Annotated in this window: 19 protein-coding genes; 13 read left to right on the top strand and 6 right to left on the bottom strand. The window is 42.2% G+C overall.

The features are described 5' to 3' along the window. The first annotated feature begins 81 nt into the window (after nucleotides 1-81). The 3 genes from murJ to AB6N04_RS07665 all read left to right on the top strand — a co-directional run bounded on the left by murJ (nucleotide 82) and on the right by AB6N04_RS07665 (nucleotide 2965). Nucleotides 82-1620, top strand: coding sequence for a murein biosynthesis integral membrane protein MurJ (murJ, locus tag AB6N04_RS07675; protein WP_369311296.1), 1539 nt, complete (start codon nucleotides 82-84; stop codon nucleotides 1618-1620). A 322-nt stretch (nucleotides 1621-1942) separates the two neighbouring features. After that, on the top strand, nucleotides 1943-2179 hold the full coding sequence (locus AB6N04_RS07670) for a hypothetical protein (protein ID WP_369311295.1): 237 nt from the start codon (nucleotides 1943-1945) through the stop codon (nucleotides 2177-2179). A 213-nt stretch (nucleotides 2180-2392) separates the two neighbouring features. Next, a complete protein-coding gene (locus AB6N04_RS07665) occupies nucleotides 2393-2965 on the top strand; it encodes a helix-turn-helix transcriptional regulator (RefSeq protein ID WP_369311294.1) in 573 nt (190 codons plus the stop codon). Between the two features lie 24 nt (nucleotides 2966-2989). On the opposite strand, the gene argS is transcribed toward AB6N04_RS07665, so the two are convergent. After that, the gene (gene argS, locus AB6N04_RS07660) at nucleotides 2990-4720 is read right to left on the bottom strand and encodes an arginine--tRNA ligase (protein WP_369311293.1); all 1731 of its coding nucleotides are present in this window, start codon (nucleotides 4718-4720) and stop codon (nucleotides 2990-2992) included. Nucleotides 4721-4884: 164 nt separating this feature from the next. On the opposite strand from argS, the gene AB6N04_RS07655 reads away from it, so the two are divergent. From AB6N04_RS07655 to AB6N04_RS07635, 5 genes are all read left to right on the top strand, one after another. After that, complete coding sequence (locus tag AB6N04_RS07655; RefSeq protein ID WP_369311292.1) at nucleotides 4885-5439, top strand: VOC family protein; 555 nt, start codon at nucleotides 4885-4887, stop codon at nucleotides 5437-5439. Nucleotides 5440-5623: 184 nt separating this feature from the next. Continuing rightward, the gene (gene cutC, locus AB6N04_RS07650) at nucleotides 5624-6385 is read left to right on the top strand and encodes a copper homeostasis protein CutC (protein ID WP_369311291.1); all 762 of its coding nucleotides are present in this window, start codon (nucleotides 5624-5626) and stop codon (nucleotides 6383-6385) included. Between the two features lie 334 nt (nucleotides 6386-6719). Next, nucleotides 6720-9143, top strand: coding sequence for a DMSO/selenate family reductase complex A subunit (locus AB6N04_RS07645; RefSeq protein WP_369311290.1), 2424 nt, complete (start codon nucleotides 6720-6722; stop codon nucleotides 9141-9143). Between the two features lie 10 nt (nucleotides 9144-9153). Beyond that, nucleotides 9154-9771 carry a DMSO/selenate family reductase complex B subunit gene (locus tag AB6N04_RS07640; protein WP_369311289.1) on the top strand — a complete coding sequence of 206 codons (618 nt, stop codon included), beginning with the start codon at nucleotides 9154-9156 and terminating at the stop codon, nucleotides 9769-9771. 1 nt (nucleotide 9772) lies between these two features. Next, complete coding sequence (locus AB6N04_RS07635) at nucleotides 9773-10549, top strand: dimethyl sulfoxide reductase anchor subunit family protein (protein WP_369311288.1); 777 nt, start codon at nucleotides 9773-9775, stop codon at nucleotides 10547-10549. Nucleotides 10550-10602: 53 nt separating this feature from the next. On the opposite strand, the gene cmoB is transcribed toward AB6N04_RS07635, so the two are convergent. The 5 genes from cmoB to AB6N04_RS07610 form a co-directional block, all read right to left on the bottom strand. Beyond that, nucleotides 10603-11574: a tRNA 5-methoxyuridine(34)/uridine 5-oxyacetic acid(34) synthase CmoB gene (gene cmoB / locus AB6N04_RS07630; RefSeq protein WP_369311287.1), complete on the bottom strand. Its 972-nt coding sequence runs from the start codon at nucleotides 11572-11574 to the stop codon at nucleotides 10603-10605. A gap of 2 nt (nucleotides 11575-11576) precedes the next feature. After that, nucleotides 11577-12326, bottom strand: a complete 750-nt coding sequence (gene cmoA, locus AB6N04_RS07625; protein WP_369311286.1) for a carboxy-S-adenosyl-L-methionine synthase CmoA — start codon at nucleotides 12324-12326, stop codon at nucleotides 11577-11579. Between the two features lie 129 nt (nucleotides 12327-12455). Beyond that, a complete protein-coding gene (locus AB6N04_RS07620) occupies nucleotides 12456-12854 on the bottom strand; it encodes an MAPEG family protein (RefSeq protein ID WP_369311285.1) in 399 nt (132 codons plus the stop codon). A 149-nt stretch (nucleotides 12855-13003) separates the two neighbouring features. Continuing rightward, nucleotides 13004-13408 (bottom strand): NUDIX domain-containing protein, encoded by a 405-nt coding sequence (locus AB6N04_RS07615; protein ID WP_369311284.1) that lies wholly within the window; start codon nucleotides 13406-13408, stop codon nucleotides 13004-13006. A gap of 111 nt (nucleotides 13409-13519) precedes the next feature. After that, nucleotides 13520-13843, bottom strand: a complete 324-nt coding sequence (locus AB6N04_RS07610; RefSeq protein ID WP_369311283.1) for a DUF4377 domain-containing protein — start codon at nucleotides 13841-13843, stop codon at nucleotides 13520-13522. A gap of 538 nt (nucleotides 13844-14381) precedes the next feature. Between AB6N04_RS07610 and aspS the strand changes: the two genes are divergently transcribed. From aspS to ruvA, 5 genes are all read left to right on the top strand, one after another. Continuing rightward, nucleotides 14382-16151 (top strand): aspartate--tRNA ligase, encoded by a 1770-nt coding sequence (aspS, locus tag AB6N04_RS07605; protein WP_369311282.1) that lies wholly within the window; start codon nucleotides 14382-14384, stop codon nucleotides 16149-16151. 8 nt (nucleotides 16152-16159) lie between these two features. Further along, nucleotides 16160-16591: a dihydroneopterin triphosphate diphosphatase gene (nudB, locus tag AB6N04_RS07600; protein WP_369311281.1), complete on the top strand. Its 432-nt coding sequence runs from the start codon at nucleotides 16160-16162 to the stop codon at nucleotides 16589-16591. Nucleotides 16592-16621: 30 nt separating this feature from the next. Continuing rightward, nucleotides 16622-17365 (top strand): YebC/PmpR family DNA-binding transcriptional regulator, encoded by a 744-nt coding sequence (locus AB6N04_RS07595; protein ID WP_369311280.1) that lies wholly within the window; start codon nucleotides 16622-16624, stop codon nucleotides 17363-17365. 233 nt (nucleotides 17366-17598) lie between these two features. Further along, complete coding sequence (gene ruvC / locus AB6N04_RS07590; RefSeq protein ID WP_369311279.1) at nucleotides 17599-18120, top strand: crossover junction endodeoxyribonuclease RuvC; 522 nt, start codon at nucleotides 17599-17601, stop codon at nucleotides 18118-18120. A gap of 141 nt (nucleotides 18121-18261) precedes the next feature. After that, entirely contained in the window at nucleotides 18262-18879 is a 618-nt protein-coding gene (gene ruvA, locus AB6N04_RS07585; protein ID WP_369311278.1) for a Holliday junction branch migration protein RuvA, read from the top strand. The last annotated feature ends 11 nt before the right edge of the window (nucleotides 18880-18890 follow it).

Below are 18890 nucleotides of genomic sequence, written 5' to 3'. Positions count from 1 at the left end.
GCCTAATTTACTTTTCAAGCGTAGTCAGTCGCAGCTTGCGCTGTTAAACTGATACGATTGTTTACTTTTAGTCAATCAATCATGAATTTATTAAAATCGCTGGCGGCAGTCAGCTCTATGACCATGATGTCACGGGTTCTTGGCTTTATTCGCGATGCCATTATTGCTCGGGTGTTTGGTGCAGGTGCCGCGGCGGATGCTTTTTTTGTCGCGTTTAAACTGCCAAACTTGTTACGACGAATTTTTGCAGAAGGGGCATTCTCTCAAGCATTCGTTCCTATCTTAGCAGAATATAAAAACCAACAAGGCGAAGAGGCCACTCGCACCTTTGTCGCTTATATTGCAGGGATGCTAACGCTTGCCTTAGCATTAGTGACTGCGTTGGGTATGATTGCTGCGCCGTGGATAATTTATGTCACAGCGCCAGGTTTTACTGATGATGCGGATAAATTTGCCTTAACAACCGATCTGCTTCGAGTCACGTTTCCTTATATTTTTCTTATTTCATTAGCCTCTCTTGTTGGGGCAATTCTCAATACTTGGAATCGTTTCTCTGTGCCTGCCTTTGCGCCCACATTACTGAATGTGAGCATGATTATTTTTGCCGCGTTTGCTGCCCCATATTTTGAGCCGCCAATTATGTCGTTAGCATGGGCGGTATTAGTTGGTGGTGTATTGCAATTGGTGTATCAACTCCCCCATTTAAAGAAAGTCGGCATGTTAGTTTTACCGCGGCTTTCGTTTCGTGATAGTGGTGTTTGGCGGGTAATGAAAATGATGGGCCCCGCAATTATTGGGGTGTCGGTTGCACAAATTTCTTTAATTATTAACACCATATTTGCTTCATTTTTGCAATCAGGCTCTGTTTCATGGATGTATTATGCGGATAGACTGATGGAACTGCCTTCTGGGGTGCTGGGTGTGGCATTGGGGACAATTTTACTGCCATCCCTCGCAAAAAGTTTTACCAGTGGTAACCAAGGGGAATATCGCCAATTAATGGACTGGGGGCTGCGTCTTTGCCTGTTATTGGCACTACCCTGTGCTCTGGGTTTGGCTATCTTATCGGAAGCGTTGACCGTTTCCTTATTCCAATATGGTAATTTTACGGCTCATGACTCGTTAATGACGCAATATGCATTGATTGCCTATTGTGTCGGGTTAACAGGCATGATTTTAGTGAAAATCTTAGCGCCAGGTTTTTATTCTCGCCAAGATATTCGCACCCCCGTCAAAATTGCGATCGTAACATTAATTCTGACCCAACTTATGAACTTAGCATTTATCGGACCATTGCAGCATGCAGGATTAGCATTATCGATTGGCTTAGCCGCGTGTTTCAATGCGGGTGTTCTGTATTGGCAATTGCGCAAACAAGATATTTTTCAGCCCCTCGCGGGCTGGCAAGGTTTCTTATTTAAGTTACTGATTGCATTAGTAGTAATGGGGGCGGTGTTATTCGGTCTGTTGCACTTTATGCCATCTTGGCAAGAAGGCAATATGCTAATGCGTATGCTGCGTTTAATTGGGGTGGTGATTGTTGGGGCGGGTAGCTATTTTGCTGCTTTATATGCATTAGGTTTTCGTCCTCGCGATTTTATGAAGAAAAGTATTGTATAACGCTATGAATATTAAATGATTTTCAAAAAAGCCCACAGAGTTGGGCTTTTTTTTACCTCGCCTAACCAAAATTCCATTGTGCTTTGTGCCCATTTCAACCTTCTAGTCTAATTCAATGATCTATAAATCAATAATGCTCTATTTATTCTATTGCTATTCAAGCAATTGTTTTCATTGATAAAAAAGATGTTTTTGTTTGTTTTTGCGGTATATTTAGGGGGTGCTTACTCTTATCAGTAAGGCACAGGAGACATTGGGAAATGACATATATGAGTGTTGACCGATGTCAACATTTTAGTTATATTGTGATTGTCGGAGGGCGATGAAAAAACATCCGAATAAGCATATTCAAGCAGCCATTGAATATGCAATTGCGAACGGCTGGTCTTGGGTGGCTGCGGGGAATTCGTCACATACTTTTTGTAAATTACGTTGTGGTAACACTGTCGATGGGCATAAAGCACATATGATCAGTGTTTGGTCTACACCAAGAGTGATGGAAACCCATGCTAAGCAAATCATCCGAAAAGTTAATCATTGCATTGAACTTGCAAAATAAGTTAAAGCGGCTTAGGCCGCTTCAGACTGCTGACAAACCGATTAGGTTGGCAGCAGGTTGGATAGGTTTTGAAAAAATAAGGAAAATCAAGATATTGATTTTCGCCTGATAACACAAAGTGGGAAAAACCACGCTTTTCTCCCACTTTGTCAACAACCTCAAGGGGCTTTGGCCGCTTGTCAGTCAATAAAGAAAATTCATTAAGGAGCGGTGATGAAGTCACACGTATTTACGTTAACACTTTCTGGCGTAACGGCAGATACCAAGGGTTTAGAAGATGCTTTATTTGCTGCGGGGTGTGATGATGCATTGATTTGCTATTACGGTAAGTCGGTTTATTTAATGTTTGATAGAGAGGCGAATTCGCTAGATTGTGCCATTGAGACGGCAATTATGGACATTGAGAGCGCACAAATTCCAATGCGAGTCGCATCGGTAGACAATACGCTAGTTGGTTTAAGTGATATTGCCAAGTTAACAGGGTTAACACGTCAGGCGGTGGCGTTATTAAAAGATGGGGCGAGAGGAAAAGGCGATTTCCCTGCACCAGTACAACGATTAAGTGGCAATTCCCCGTTATGGGATTGGGCGAGTGTCGCTGTATGGTTGAAAGACAACAACCGGTTAGACCATGCATTTGAATGTTGTGAAAGTGCGAAAATATTATGTAAGTGGAATTTAGTCTTACAAAATTGTGCTAATGAAGATGTGGAAGAAGTACAGGCCTTGACGCGAAAACTAATTGCACTGCGTAAAGAAAAACAGCCCACGAAAGTGAGCTGTTAAGGGAATAGAGCGAAAGCAATGCAATTACATTCTTTCCACCGTTTCGATACCTAAAGTATCTAAGCCTGTTTTTAACGTTTTTTGCGTTAATGCAGCCAGTTTTAAGCGGCTTTGGCGTACAGCGTCATCGTCTGCGGATAAAATTGGGCAATGTTCATAGAAACTTGAGAATAAACCAGCCAGCTCATACAGGTAAGCACACATGACATGTGGGGTACCATCACGAGCAACGGTTAGAATGGTTTCTTCAAACTGTAATAAGCGAGTTGCCAGCGCAATTTCACGTGGGTCTTGGAGTGAAATTGGTAAAGTAAGGTCAGCTTCGGTTAAATTTGCTTTTTTGAAGATGGAGGCAACGCGGGTGTACGCATATTGCATATAGGGCGCGGTGTTACCTTCAAAAGCTAACATATTATCCCAATCGAAAATATAGTCTGTCGTTCTATTTTTAGACAGATCAGCGTATTTTACTGCACCGATACCGACAACATTTGCGACATTTTGTAACTCATCCTCCGGCATGTCTGGGTTTTTCTCACGGATCAGCGCTTGTGCACGTTCAACCGCTTCATCGAGTAAATCAGATAAGCGCACGGTACCGCCTGTACGAGTTTTAAAAGGTTTACCGTCTTTGCCGAGCATCATGCCAAACATATGGTGTTCAAGGGCCATTGATTCCGGGATGTAGCCCGCTTTACGGACAATAGTCCAAGCTTGCATTAAATGTTGGTGCTGACGTGAATCGATGTAATATAACGAACGATCGGCGTGAAGCGTTTCGTAACGGTATTTTGCACAAGCGATGTCAGTGGTCGTGTATAAGAAGCCGCCATCTTTCTTCTGGACAATCACGCCCATGGGCTCGCCTTCTTTATTTTTAAATTCATCAAGGAAAACGACGGTGGCACCTTCACTTTCAACAGCTAAACCTTTGGCTTTTAAATCTGCAACAATGCCTGGCAACATGCTGTTATATAAGCTTTCGCCCATGACATCATCTTCCGTCAACGTCACGTTTAGGCGTTGATAGGTTTCTTGGTTTTGTTTCATGGTGATATCGACTAGCTTGCGCCACATCTGAAGGCAGTATTCATCACCCGATTGTAATTTTACAACATAGCCACGAGCACGTGCTGCGAATTCTTCGTCTTCGTCATAGTGTTTTTTGGCTTCGCGATAGAACTCTTCCAAATCAGCCAGTGCCATATCATTGGCATGTTCATTTTGCACTTTTTCAAGATAGGCAATTAACATCCCGAACTGGGTTCCCCAGTCGCCAACGTGGTTAGCGCGGATCACGCGGTGACCAATAAATTCTTGAGTACGCGCAGCAGCGTCACCAATAATGGTGGAGCGTAGGTGACCTACATGCATTTGCTTGGCCACATTCGGTGCGGAGTAGTCAATAACGATGGTTTCGGCTTTTACAGGGGCAATGCCCAAACGTTGGCAGGCTAGCGCTTCTTCAACGTGTTTCTCAATCCAAGAAGGTTCAAGAAAGATATTAATAAAACCGGGCCCTGCAATTTCTACTTTGCGGGCAATGCCGTCTAAATCTAAGTGATTAACAATTTGTTCAGCGAGTTGTCGTGGCGGCATCCCCAGTTTTTTAGCCGCGCCCATGACACCGTTGGCTTGATAGTCACCAAATTGGGCTTTAGCGGATTGACGCACGAGTGCATCACTGTCTGCGGGAGCACCCGCTGCAAGCATTGCAGCACTAATTTTATCTGAAAGAATCGCCTGAATATTCACTGAATTACCTTAAATTACCAACATAGTTACCACATTGTGCCATCACATGGGAAGAACTAAAAGGTGGAAGAGAAAAATCGGCAGGTTTTATACCACATTTTGGGGGACTCATGCTACAGTCAGCGCAATTGTTTAGATGATAAGTAAATAATAAAGAGGTTGTTGTGCTGTCATTCAGTGAAGTTCCACAATTAAATGATTTATGGGAAGACTTACCCAAATTTACTAACCAGTTGCAATCCATGGCACGTGAACTTAACTTGTCATTAAAAACTTACCTTATAGATCACATTTCAGTGCGTTGTCATCACCTTGAAACTGCTCAGCGTTGGCATAACGGCTTACTGCAATGTGGGCAGCTTATTTCCGATAATATCATCAATGGCAGACCGATCCGCCTGTATGAACTTAATCAACCTCTGCACATTGCAGGTCAAGATGTGTTTATCATTGAACTGCCGTACCCAAAAGATAAAAAATACCCGCAAGAAAGCTGGGAACACATTGAAATGGTAATGGAGGTTTCCCCAATTGACTTAGAAAAAGCAGCGCGAGCTTTGTTGCCGAAAACACTACCAATAGGATTTAGTATAAAAGTGAGTCAGCCTAAATCTCAGCAAGAACGGCTACCCAATCCAACATTGGCAGTATCAAATGGTATTATAACCATCAAATACCATCCATTTTCGCTAAAAAAGATAATTGAAAGTGAAAAATAAGTGATGCAATTAACGTTATTGATCAATAGTGCCTGTGTTTTTTACGGGGTGTGATATCCATCCGATAACATTTTTTAATAAGTGGCATTATTCGAATCGATATTACTCATTAACATTCTGCCCCTAGCAATTTGTAATAGGGGCGTTTAACGTATTGGCTTTATTACCACAGTTGGAGGTAATCATGGCAAAACTGGAAATTTGCTGTTTCGGAATTGAATGTGCACAAGTGGCACAAGAATACGGTGCTGACCGTATAGAATTGTGCTCTGGCGCTGCGGATGGCGGCCTAACACCCAGCTATGGCTATCTGAAATTAGCAAGAGAAAAACTTCACATTCCAGTTCATCCTATAATTCGTCCTCGTGGTGGTGATTTTTGCTATAACGTCAGTGAGTTTGACGTTATTCGTGAAGATTTAATCATGATTAAGGAAATGGGGTTCCCGGGTGCTGTTATCGGCATTCTTGATAGCGAAGGGCGTATCGATATTGACCGTATGCATGGATTAATGGATATTGCTAAAGGAATGAATATTACCTTCCATCGCGCATTTGATATGTGTATCAACCCATTAATTGCGTTAGAGCAATTAAGTGAATTAGGCGTGGCGCGAATTCTCACATCAGGCCAACAGCAAAGTGCTGAGTTGGGCCTGCCATTATTGAAAGAACTACACGATAAAAGCCAAGAAATCAATGGTCCGAAGATTATGGCTGGCGCGGGGGTTCGATTAGCTAATTTAAGCAAATTTATGGAAATCGGCTTATCGGAAGTGCATAGCTCGGCAGGGAAAACCGTCCCTTCAACCATGAGTTACCGTAAAGTTGGCGTAACAATGGCTTCGAACAGTGAAACGGATGAATTTACACATTATTGTGTTGATGGACCTACGGTGGAAGCAATGAAAGACTTTATTTCAATCACAGAAAAGGTTTTAGTTTAACGTAATTGACGTATTAAAGGAGAAACCTATTATGGGTTTCTTCTTCGTGACGTCAGTGGTTATTGAAAAATACAAACAAGTTAGTTACACATCAGATAAGTAAATCTATAATTTCTATAAATATTCCCTATTAAAAATGCGTCACTAAACAGATAATTATTCGTTAAATACCGACTGAAATTGGTGAATTATTTGGTTTAAGTAGTCGACATATTCACAATATTACCTTGGTTGATGCACATCAATTAATCATACAAAAGACATGCCTACTATCTAGTTATTATAAAAAAATATTTTTTAGTTAGTTTAATAATAATTAGAAGGTAGCAATGTAATGATTAATCACTATGGAAAGAAAATGTTAAGTCGGAGGCAATTTATCCAAGCCTCGGCTTCCGTTGCAACGGTGAGTGCTGTTGCCAGTTCTATCTCACTTCCTTTTACCAGCCAAGCCGCACCAATGGTTAAAAGCCTGCCAGATGAAATTGATGAAAAAATCAAATATAGCGCTTGCCTAGTAAATTGTGGTAGCCGTTGTCCATTAAAAGTACATGTCAAAGATGATGTGATCACCCGTATCTCCAATGAAACAATGTATGACGATAGCCAATTTGGCTTACATCAAATACGTCCATGTCTAAGAGGACGCTCTGTACGTTGGAAAACCTATAATCCAGACAGAATAAAATACCCAATGGTACGGGTTGGAAAACGGGGAGAAGGTAAATTTAAACGTATTAGTTGGGATGAAGCGACCACTATCGTTGCTGAAAAATTAAAAGAGACGATCAGTAAATATGGTAATGAAGCGATTTATTACCAATATGGCTCGGGCTCCACAGGGGCTAATTTACAAGGGCGAAATGCGTGTAAACGTTTGTTAAGTCAATTAGGTGGCTTCCTTGACCAACACGGAACGTATTCAACTGCGCAGATAAACGGTGTGATCCCCTATGTGTATGGCAAACTTGAGGATTCCCTTTTATCTGAAATTGCAAATAGCGATCTCGTTGTTATGTTTGGGCACAATATTGCAGAAACACGCATGTCTGGTGGCGGGCAATTTTATGAAACTTTACATGCTCTTGAGAAAAGCAAAGCGAAGGTGATTATTATTGACCCGCGCCGCACAGACAGTGTAACGACGCTAGGAGCAGAGTGGATCCCCATTTATCCCGGAACGGATGGGGCATTAGTTGCTGCGATTATTCATACTTTAATTAAAGAAAATTTAACGGATGAAGCCTTTCTTGCGCAATATTGTGTTGGGTGGGATAGGCAAACATTACCTGACTCGGCTCCTGATAATGCATCATATAAAGATTATATTTTAGGACTCGGTGATGATGGAATTGAAAAAACGCCGGTATGGGCAAGTAAGATCACAGGGGTTTCACCAACACGGATTATTCAACTAGCGCGTGAGATAGGTAATGCTAAAGCGGCTTGGATCTCACAGGGTTGGGGTTTACAAAGAACCGCTTCAGGGGAACAAGCTGCACGTGCCGTCATGATGCTGCCTGTTGTGACAGGCAATATTGGTCGAGCAGGCACCAATGCAGGGGGTTGGGGAGGTAATGTGGCTTATCCAGTCCCCGGATTTGCTATTCCCAATCCAGTGAAAACGAAAATCCCATGCTTTATGTGGACGGATGCTATTGTTCGTGGCACCGAAATGACGGCAGAAAATGCCACACTATTAGGTAAAGAAAGGCTCGAAACCAACGTAAAATTTCTCTGGCATTACGCGAGTAATGTGACGGGAAATCAGCATTCGGATCTCAATAAAACCCATAAAATTTTGGTCGATGAATCCCTCTGTGAATTTATTCTTGTTTGGGATATTCACATGACGCCCTCCACTAAATACGCCGATTTAATTTTACCTGATGTGAGCAGTGTTGAGTCGAATGACTTAATTAATAACTCCTATGCAAGTGGCGCGTATCACTATGCAATACGTTTGCAAAATGCCATCACACCATTATGGGAATGCCGTCAATCTTACGATGTGTTAACGGATATCGCTGAAAAATTGGGGATTAAAGACCAATTTACAGAAGGAAGGACGCATGAGCAGTGGATAGAGCATTGCTACAACCAAATGCGTGAAAAAAATCCACAGTTACCAACCTTTGAAGAAACTGATGGCATGGGGATTGTGGATAGAAAACTGGCCAATAGCGCAAATTATATTGCCTTGAAGTCTTATCGTGATTCACCAACAGAAAACCCGTTACCAACACCATCAGGAAAAATCGAAATTTACTCAGCGCGATTGGCAAAAATAGCTCAAGAGTGGGAATACCCTGATGATCAACGTATTCCTGCAGTGCCTGAGTATTGTGTGAACACTGAAGGGGTTGAAAATACGCAAGCGAGGGAAAAATACCCGCTACAAATGACGGGCTTTCATGATAAAGGCCATGCGCACTCATCCTATTTTAATGTCGCGGTATTGCGTGAAGCTGTACCACATCAATATTGGATAAACCCAATTGATGCATCCGCTCGTGGCATTCAAGATGGCAATATTACTGAAATCTTTAATGATAGAGGGCGTATAAAAATTAAGGCAAAAGTAACAGCGCGAGTGTTACCTGGGGTCATTGCAGTTCCTCAAGGGGCATGGCGTGAACTCGATAGTGAGGGAGTTGATATTGGTGGTTGTATTAACACGCTAACCACCCAGCAGCCATCTGCCCTAGTAAAAGGTAACCCTCAACATACTAACCTCGTTGAAGTCAAACGTGCATAAGGAGCGGCAAATGAAACAGTATGGTTTTTATTTTGACTCGACCAAATGCACAGGATGTAAAACGTGTCAGGTGAGTTGCAAAGATGAGAAAGATTTAGATCTTGGCCCAAAATTTAGACGGGTTTATGAATTTGGCGGCGGCAGTTGGCAGCAACAAGACGGTATCTGGCAACAAAATGTATATAGCTATTATTTATCAATTTCATGCAATCACTGTTCGAACCCAACATGCGTTGAGGGGTGCCCTACGGGTGCGATGCATAAACGCGAACAAGATGGTCTTGTCGTTGTTGATCAAACTATTTGTGTTGGCTGTCGATATTGTGCGTTGCGCTGTCCTTATGGAGCGCCACAATATGATGAAAAGAAAAAGCTGATGAGTAAATGTGATGGCTGTTATGAACGGGTAGAAAAAGGCATGAAGCCAGTTTGTGTCGAGTCCTGTCCTCAACGCGCCCTTGATTTTGACGATATAGACCTGTTACGTGAGCGTCACGGACAAATCAGTGGGATTGCTCCAATGCCAGATCCAAGCTTAACGCATCCTAATATTGTGATTAAACCGCACAAAGATGCTAAGCCATCGGGGGATAAAAGCGGAACACTACAGAACCCTAGGGAGGTCTAACATGCACGAACTTCCACTTGTTTTTTTTACCGTTTTTGGTCAATCCGCTGCGGGGCTCTACTTGTTTGCTTATTTGAGCAAACGAGTGGGTTGGTCAAGTCACGAACAGTTATCTCGCGCAAATATGCTTGCGTTTGTCTTAATGCTTATCGCTTTAGTGATTGGAAGCTTGCATGTCGGGCAACCACTGCGCTTCTTTAATATGCTATTGGGCGTGGGGCGCTCACCAATGAGTAATGAAGCCTTATTGAGCGGGATCTTTTTCGCTTTTGGTGCCGGGATCCTATTTTTTACCTTCGTTGTCAAACACGCCCTATTACGAGAGGTATGTAATATTGGAGCCGCTGTTTTTGGGCTGGCATTCACATGGTCAATACCACAGGTGTATAACATTGAAACAGTAGCCAATTGGTTTACGGTTTTCACAACGTTGCAAATGTGGATGACACTGTTTGTTGGCGGTGGAGCGTTAGCGATCCTAATGGGGGCACAGCGACTCGGTTCAATCGGCTTTTTGCTCGGTGCGATTATTATTTTTGCAACAAGAGCCGCTTATGTTGCATTTCTCGGCGAAACGGGGCCCGCACTTAGCGCGGAACAAGCAGGTTTTTGGGCGTTTCAATTAGTGGTGATAGCGCTCATGTTGTTTATTTATCCTGCATTGTTATATCGAGGTCGAAATTCTACTTTTGTTCTGAGTATTTGTGCACTTGCCGTGATAATGGCCGAATTGTCAGGGCGAATTGCTTTTTATAACTTATGGCAGATAAGCATGTAATGATAAGGTGAATAGATGTGCCTATCGGGTTAAACCAATAGGCACATGATTACTTAAGGCTTACGTGCGACTAAAATTGCACGCAGGGGGGCGGGGTAACCCTCAATCGTTTTACTTTGATCGTTCGGGTCTAAAAATTCAGCCAGTGAGTCCGTTCTCATCCACTGTGTTCTGCGCTGTTCGTCTAATGACGTCACTGCGTGATCAACAATACGTACATCAACAAAACCGCATTTTTCTAACCACACTTTCAGCATCTTGGCGGAAGGGATAAAATAGACATTGCGCATTTGCGCATAGCGATCACCGGGGATAAGGCATTGGAATTCATCACCTTCAATCACTAAACTTTCGAGTACTAATTCACCTTCACTGACTAATTGGTTTTTCAATTGCCATAAATGGTCAAGGGGAGAACGACGATGATACAGTACGCCCATGGAAAACACGGTATCAAAGGCTTTTAACGCTGGGAGTTGCTCAATACCAAGGGGTAATAAATGAGCGCGTTGGTCATCACCCAATAGTTTTCTCACCGCCTCAAATTGACATAAGAAAAGTTCTGTAGGATCAATACCAACCACAAATTTGGCTTCTTGTCCCAGCATGCGCCACATATGGTAACCACTACCACACCCAACATCTAACACATATCTATCTTTTAGTGAGGAAATATGCGGTAAAACGCGATCCCATTTCCAATCTGAACGCCATTCAGTATCGATGTTGACGCCATAAAGGGAAAAAGGGCCTTTACGCCATGGCATTAATTGCTCAAGAATATTATTTAAACGGCGTGTTTCACCAGCGGTGAGCTCAGGGGTACGCGTAGCTGTTACGCTATTTACTAAATCTAAATGGGTTGGGTGCATTACCGGCAAGTTATCGAGCATTTTTTCCCATGAAGAAAAGCCGCCATGTAAACCTTGCTTTTTCCACTCAGCTAATTGTGCGGGTAACGTTTCCAGCCAATGGCTTAATGGGCCAACCGCAATTTGTTGGTAAAAACGACCAAAATCAATCATCTTTAGGCCTCTTTAAGCGCTAACAGTGAGCCGAAATTAAAACATTGGAACCAAACTTCACAGTGGTTAAACCCAACTTGTTTTAAGCGCGCTTTGTGCGTTTCGACTGAATCGGTCAACATCACATTTTCTAACATGCTACGTTTTTGGCTAATTTCTAGCTCACTGTAACCATTTGCGCGTTTGAAGTCGTGGTGCATATTAAACAGCAAATCACCGATTTCACCATCCTCAAAATTAAACTTTTCAGAGAGAACCAAAATGCCCCCGGGTTGTAAGCCACGGTATATTTTTTCAAGTAATAGAAGGCGATCATTTGGGTTAAGAAACTGCAAGGTGAAATTGAGCACAACCATTGATGCATTTTCAATATTCACATCCCGAATATCCCCCTCAATGACTTCAACGGGGGTCTCTGCACGGTACGCATCGATATGGCGACGGCATCGTTCTACCATTGCAGGGGAGTTATCGATAGCAATAATTTTGCTATTCTCAACCGTAATGTTGCGTCGAATAGAGAGCGTTGCTGCGCCTAATGAGCAGCCTAAATCATAAACATGGCTGTTGGATTTCACAAAACGGCCCGCAAGCATACCAATCATGGTAATAATATTGGAATAGCCTGGCACAGAGCGCTGGATCATATCGGGGAAAACTTCGGCGACTTTTTCATCAAATTTCCAATCACCAAGGTTAGCAATCGGTGCGGAAAAAAGGCGGTCTTTGTGGTTGGGATCCTGACTTGACATAAGTTCTGTATTAAGTAAGCAAACAAAAGTAGTGGAAGATTGTATCAGAAAGGCAGCGTAGTGAAAATCTATCCATTAAGAATGAAATTATAAGGCGGCACATTATGTTGTGCCGTAATAACTGGCAGGTTACAGATTAAATGAAACGATCTGTAGCCATGGTAGGTAATAAGTATTGGCGATAACCATTAATGCCATCGAAAGATAAGTAGCGGCCATACCTGAGCGACGGTATGAATAATCGTGATTTTTTAAACCGTAGGAGTGAAGTAGTCGACCAGCAATTAAAATTAACCCACAAAGGTGGATCATCCAAACTTGTGCACCATTCATCTCCATTAAAAGCAATAAAATAAGGGAGATAGGAATGTATTCGATAGCATTGCCATGAACACGAATTGCAGTCTGTAATTCATAAAAACCGCCATCGCCATAAGCTATACGGTATTGGTTACGCAGCTTTACAACATTTAAGGACAATCTAAGCAGCAGTAAGGCACCCAGTACAGCGTATAAAGAGCTGACCATTTTTTACTCCACTATAAAACGAGCCAAATTATGAAAACACCTAAAAATATAAGTTATAGTAATGGGTATTAACGATATTTTCTAAATTGTAAATCCTAAAATCGCGTTCGACAAATAAATTCACTACTTTTTTGGGTAATCACGTAGGGTTATTTAATGATACCATCTTGCATTAATTGGGATAGGATCGTGGCGGCGGTTGTCGAGCAACGTGGCAAATCGTCACTGGTGAACCAAGCTAACTCAGCAATTTCAGCGGCAGGCTGTGGTTCACCTTGAAAATCAGCGAAGTAACAACGAATACGCACTTGCGTACCATCTTGTTTACCATCAGCTGCCCCTAAGAATTCACCATAAAAAACAATGGTGGCAGCATCTAACTGTAACGTTAATTCTTCTTGAATCTCCCGGCATAGTGCTTGCTCATCTGTTTCTCCTTGTTCACGTTTCCCGCCTGGGATGTAAAACAAATCTTTGTTGTGAGAGCGCACCATGGCAACCTTGCCTTCAGATACAGTGAGTAACCCAAGCTTATCAATAATTTTAGCACTCATGATTTTACGACTCTTGTTGTTTTCGATGGTGACTTGATTCATTTCGTTAGGACAGTATCAAGCCATTAAGTAGGCCAATAGACCTACAGAATGGCTTTTAAGACTTAAAATTTATTTCTTTTCAACGATTTTTACAAGCTCATAGCGGATGCTAGGTGCATCAGCGGGTGGGTTTGGTACATCAAATTGTTTAACTTGCAAGATATATGAAAAGCCTGGCTGGTATTCGAAACCTTGGATAGAATTATAGAATAATTGCCAGTCATCATTGGGATTTTCTTTCACTTTCATGCATTTCATTGGCGCAACACCCATACAGTCAGCGAGTGTGGAGTCAACATAAAATGTTTTATTGTTATCAATATCTGTGGTTTTCACGGTTTGGCATCCAACAAGTAACATTAGCATTGATGACGCGAGTAACAGTTTTTTCATGTGCAATCCTTAAACGGTTGGCGATAATTTATTAAATTTATTACTTAGTTGAGTGGATTATAGCAAACAGAAAACGGTAACAATTCCTAAATCGGCTTAACCAGTGAAAAGCGCAAACATTTTTACCCGGCTAAAAGGCGGTTAAGCGAAAAAATAATAAAAAACTGACGAAGTAAACTTGGGGTGTTTTTTAAACAGCAACAAGTGAACATACAAATAAACCTTTCTCTCAATATATACATGGCGTCTTTAGTCCCTTAAAATCAACTTAACCATATTCTTCATTTAATCCTATCTTGGGTTGATAATTTCAATGTAATTGAAGAACTATCATAAAATTGATGAAAATATGATTAAAAACAAAATGGTTTAGGCGATAAGCGGTATTCGCAACTATTTGTCTAACAGAATTTCCTGTATAATGTCTGCCTTTTTGACATTCTGAATTTTCAGCCCCGTGTTTCGCAAATAGGGTTCAGCAAAATGCCAAAATCCCGCAGCAAGCAAAAGCACAACAAGCTGAGTAAAAGGATATTGTATGCGTACTAATTATTGTGGGCAGTTAAACATCGCTCACGAAGGCCAACAGGTCACTCTTTGTGGATGGGTAAACCGCCGTCGCGACTTAGGTGGTTTGATTTTTATCGATATGCGTGACCGTGAAGGTATCGTTCAGGTTTTCTTCGATCCAGCGCGTAAAGACATATTTGAAAAAGCGTCAGAGCTGCGTAATGAGTTCTGTATCCAAATCACAGGGACAGTACGTGCGCGTCCAGATAGCCAAAAAAATAACGATATGGCGACTGGGGAAATTGAAATTTTCGCAGAAGAGCTTAACGTATTCAATAAATCAGAACCGTTGCCACTCGATAGCAACCAAACGAATACAGAAGAGCGCCGCTTAAAATACCGTTACTTAGATTTACGCCGCCCAGAGATGTCTGAGCGCTTACGTACTCGTGCGAAAATCACGAGCTTTGTCCGTAACTTTATGGACAAAGAAGGTTTCGTTGACGTTGAAACCCCTATGTTAACCAAAGCGACACCGGAAGGTGCTCGTGACTACTTAGTACCAAGCCGTGTTCATAAAGGTAAATTTTACGCGTTGCCACAATCTCCGCAGTTGTTCAAACAGTTGCTAATGATGTCTGGCTTTGATCGCTATTATCAAATCGTAAAATGCTTCCGCGATGAAGACCTACGAGCTGATCGTCAACCTGAATTTACCCAAATCGACGTTGAAACCTCATTTATGACCGCAGAACAAGTGCGCGAAATCATGGAACGCATGATCCGCAACTTATGGTTAGAAGTGAAAAATGTTGATTTAGGTGACTTCCCAATTATGACGTTTGCTGAAGCAATGCGTCGTTATGGTTCAGATAAACCCGATCTTCGTAATCCAATGGAACTGGTGGATGTGGCTGATATCGTTAAAGATGTTGAGTTTGCCGTATTCTCTGGTCCAGCGAACGATCCGAAAGGTCGTGTTGTGGCATTAAAAGTGCCCGGTGGCGCAGCAATGACCCGTAAACAAATTGATGAATATGGCCAATTTGTCGGTATTTATGGCGCGAAAGGGTTGGCTTGGATGAAAGTCAACGAGCGAGCGAAAGGCTTAGACGGTATTCAAAGCCCGGTGGCAAAATTCCTGAATGAAGAGGTGATTAATCAGCTGTTAGACCGTACTGGTGCAGCGGATGGCGATATCATCCTGTTTGGTGCAGGTGCGAAAAACATTGTAACTGACTCCATGGGCGCACTGCGTTTGAAAGTTGGCCGTGATTTAAACCTGACAGACCTAAATAGCTGGCAGCCGTTGTGGGTTATCGACTTCCCTATGTTTGAAGATGACGGGGAAGGTGGATTAACCGCAATGCATCACCCATTCACATCGCCGAAAGATTTCTCACCAGAAGAATTGGCTAGTAAACCGGAAGACGCGGTCGCCAATGCTTACGATATGGTTATCAACGGTTATGAAGTCGGTGGTGGATCAGTGCGTATTCACCGTAATGAAATGCAACAAACCGTGTTTAGTATTTTAGGTATTAATGAGGAAGACCAACGTGAAAAATTTGGCTTCTTATTAGATGCACTGAAATACGGTACACCGCCACACGCAGGTTTAGCATTTGGCCTTGACCGCTTAGTGATGTTATTAACTGGAACTGATAACATTCGTGATGTTATTGCTTTCCCGAAAACAACCGCTGCGGCTTGCTTGATGACCAATGCGCCAAGCCATGCAAACCCTGACTCACTCAGTGAGCTGGCGATTGCGGTTGTTGCGAAAGACGAAGAGTAAAACGGCGAATGACGGCATTTAAGCGCCCCGAATCGGTACTAGTCATTATCGTGGCTAAAACAAGTGGTCGGGTGCTAATGCTACGACGTAAAGATGATCCAGACTTTTGGCAGTCAGTAACCGGAAGTCTGGAATCTAACGAAAAACCGTATGAAACTGCGTGTCGTGAAATCAAAGAGGAGACTGGTTTTGATGCCGAGCAAAATGGTGTGCAAGACTTGTCACACAGTATCATCTTTGAAATCTTCCCGCATTTCAGGCATCGTTATGCACCTGATGTCACTCATTGTAAAGAGCATTGGTTTAAAATGGTGCTTGATGAAGAAAAAATGCCATTACTGACTGAACATACAGAATTTTGTTGGTTAAGCCCAATTGAAGCGGCAAAACTCACAAAATCATGGAGTAACAGTCAGGCTATTTTAGAATTTGCTAATTAATTATTGTATTGACGTTTTTGGAGATATTTCATGGCAGGTCATAGTAAATGGGCCAATACCAAACATCGTAAAGCAGCCCAAGATGCTAAGCGCGGTAAGATTTTTACTAAAATTATCCGCGAATTAGTCACGGCAGCTCGTTTAGGTGGTGGTGATCCCGCAACAAACCCACGTTTACGTGCAGCGGTAGATAAAGCGTTATCTAACAACATGACTCGTGACACCTTAAACCGTGCAATTGCACGTGGTGTGGGTAATGATGAAAATGACAATATGGAAACCATCATTTATGAAGGTTATGGTCCTGGCGGTACAGCCGTTATGGTTGAATGCTTAAGCGATAACCGTAACCGTACTGTATCTGAAGTTCGCCATGCTTTCACTAAAACAGGTGGTAACTTAGGGACGGATGGCTCAGTTGCCTATCTGTTTACTAAGCGTGGTGTGATCACTTATGCACCGGGTGTAGATGAAGATGCTCTGATGGAAGCGGCATTAGAAGCGGGTGCTGATGACGTTGAAACATACGATGATGGCGCAATCGATGTGTATACTACACCTGAAACGTTCGGTGATGTTAAAGATGCACTGGATGCTGCTGGTTTTACCAGTGAAGCGGCTGAAGTTTCCATGATCCCATCAACCAAAGCAGAATTGGATGCTGAAACAGCACCAAAATTGTTACGCTTGATTGATATGTTGGAAGATTCTGACGACGTGCAAGAAGTTTACCATAATGGTGATATTTCTGACGAGGTCGCAGCGACACTGTAATTAGTGCGCATTATATTACATCAGTAATATAATCCCTCCGCGTAGAGAAAGCCGGCTGGCGCAGCCTGTTTTCTCTAACGCCTTTGTTTTTCTTTCCATTTTCTATACTTTTTCTAGTCTATGATTAACATTAAGAATCAAATAGCTATTTAATTGAAATAGAGAGTATTATGCTGCTAAGTAAAATAATGAATAAATAGCAATAAATATTAAGAGGCACAAATCGATTCTTTATGGCAATTATCTTAGGCATTGACCCCGGTTCTCGAGTCACCGGCTACGGCGTTATTCGCCAACAAGGCAGGCAATTACTGTATCTGGGCAGTGGCTGTATTCGTACACAAGTTGATGATTTACCAAGCCGCCTGCAACGAATTTATGCGGGGATCTCGGAAATTATCACCCAATACCAGCCGGATGTTCTTTCAATAGAACAAGTTTTTATGGCAAAAAACCCAGATTCAGCACTTAAGTTAGGTCAAGCGCGTGGTGTCGCAATAGTGGCTGCGGCAAACCTAAATATTCCCGTGTTTGAATATGCGGCTCGCCAAGTGAAACAAACGGTTGTTGGCACTGGTGCAGCTGAAAAAAGCCAAGTACAACATATGGTTAAGTCAATACTTAAATTGTCAGCCAATCCACAATCAGATGCTGCGGATGCGTTGGCAATAGCGATTACTCATTGTCATTTTAATCAAAACCTATTAAAAGTAGGTGATCCGCGATTGGTCGTAACCCGAGGACGCTTAAGGTAGAAGTCTGTCTGAAAGCGAATGATGTGGTAACAAATAGCTTGTAACTGGATATGCATCCAGCCTTTTTTGTGGTATAAACAACACTATTAATAACATTTGGCTGAACAGGTTTCGGTTTAAGTCATTATAGAGGAATTTAATGTGATTGGTCGTTTACGTGGTATCGTATTAGAAAAGCAACCTCCAATAGTTCTGTTAGAACTTCAAGGGGTAGGTTATGAAGTTCATATGCCGATGACTTGTTTCTATGAACTACCTGATATTGGCCAAGAAGCAATTGTTTTTACTCACTTTGTCGTTCGCGAGGACGCTCAATTACTCTATGGTTTTAATGATAAGCAAGAAAGAGCGCTATTTAAGGAATTAATCAAAGTTAACGGTGTAGGGCCAAAGCTTGCATTAGCAATCTTATCGGGTATGTCTGCACAACAATTTGTTTCCGCGATTGAACAAGAAGCTATCGCATCATTGGTTAAGTTACCGGGGATCGGTAAAAAGACAGCAGAACGTTTAGTCGTTGAAATGAAAGACCGTTTCAAAGGGTTGAATGGCGATTTATTTAATCAAACTAGTGATATCAATTTACCTGATGTAAATAGCAAACTGCCAAGCACTGCTGATATCGAAGCTGAAGCAGCCGCAGCATTAATTGCACTAGGTTACAAACCACAAGAAGCCAGCCGTATGGTGAGCAAAGTGGCGAAGCCGGGTAGTGATTCTGAAACATTGATCCGTGATGCCCTACGTGCAGCACTCTGATTAAGAGGTCA

It is taken from the genome of Providencia rettgeri, assembly GCF_041075285.1.
Lineage (GTDB): Bacteria > Pseudomonadota > Gammaproteobacteria > Enterobacterales > Enterobacteriaceae > Providencia > Providencia rettgeri_G.
This window is presented reverse-complemented; position numbering and strand designations above follow the sequence as displayed.

Coding starts and splice junctions, on each gene's coding strand:
- murJ (WP_369311296.1), top strand. CDS start 82: ATGAATTTATTAAAATCGCTGGCGGCAGTCAGCTCTATGACCATGATG.
- AB6N04_RS07670 (WP_369311295.1), top strand. CDS start 1,943: ATGAAAAAACATCCGAATAAGCATATTCAAGCAGCCATTGAATATGCA.
- AB6N04_RS07665 (WP_369311294.1), top strand. CDS start 2,393: ATGAAGTCACACGTATTTACGTTAACACTTTCTGGCGTAACGGCAGAT.
- cutC (WP_369311291.1), top strand. CDS start 5,624: ATGGCAAAACTGGAAATTTGCTGTTTCGGAATTGAATGTGCACAAGTG.
- AB6N04_RS07645 (WP_369311290.1), top strand. CDS start 6,720: ATGATTAATCACTATGGAAAGAAAATGTTAAGTCGGAGGCAATTTATC.
- AB6N04_RS07640 (WP_369311289.1), top strand. CDS start 9,154: ATGAAACAGTATGGTTTTTATTTTGACTCGACCAAATGCACAGGATGT.
- AB6N04_RS07635 (WP_369311288.1), top strand. CDS start 9,773: ATGCACGAACTTCCACTTGTTTTTTTTACCGTTTTTGGTCAATCCGCT.
- cmoB (WP_369311287.1), bottom strand. CDS start 11,574: ATGATTGATTTTGGTCGTTTTTACCAACAAATTGCGGTTGGCCCATTA.
- cmoA (WP_369311286.1), bottom strand. CDS start 12,326: ATGTCAAGTCAGGATCCCAACCACAAAGACCGCCTTTTTTCCGCACCG.
- AB6N04_RS07620 (WP_369311285.1), bottom strand. CDS start 12,854: ATGGTCAGCTCTTTATACGCTGTACTGGGTGCCTTACTGCTGCTTAGA.
- AB6N04_RS07615 (WP_369311284.1), bottom strand. CDS start 13,408: ATGAGTGCTAAAATTATTGATAAGCTTGGGTTACTCACTGTATCTGAA.
- AB6N04_RS07610 (WP_369311283.1), bottom strand. CDS start 13,843: ATGAAAAAACTGTTACTCGCGTCATCAATGCTAATGTTACTTGTTGGA.
- aspS (WP_369311282.1), top strand. CDS start 14,382: ATGCGTACTAATTATTGTGGGCAGTTAAACATCGCTCACGAAGGCCAA.
- nudB (WP_369311281.1), top strand. CDS start 16,160: ATGACGGCATTTAAGCGCCCCGAATCGGTACTAGTCATTATCGTGGCT.
- AB6N04_RS07595 (WP_369311280.1), top strand. CDS start 16,622: ATGGCAGGTCATAGTAAATGGGCCAATACCAAACATCGTAAAGCAGCC.
- ruvC (WP_369311279.1), top strand. CDS start 17,599: ATGGCAATTATCTTAGGCATTGACCCCGGTTCTCGAGTCACCGGCTAC.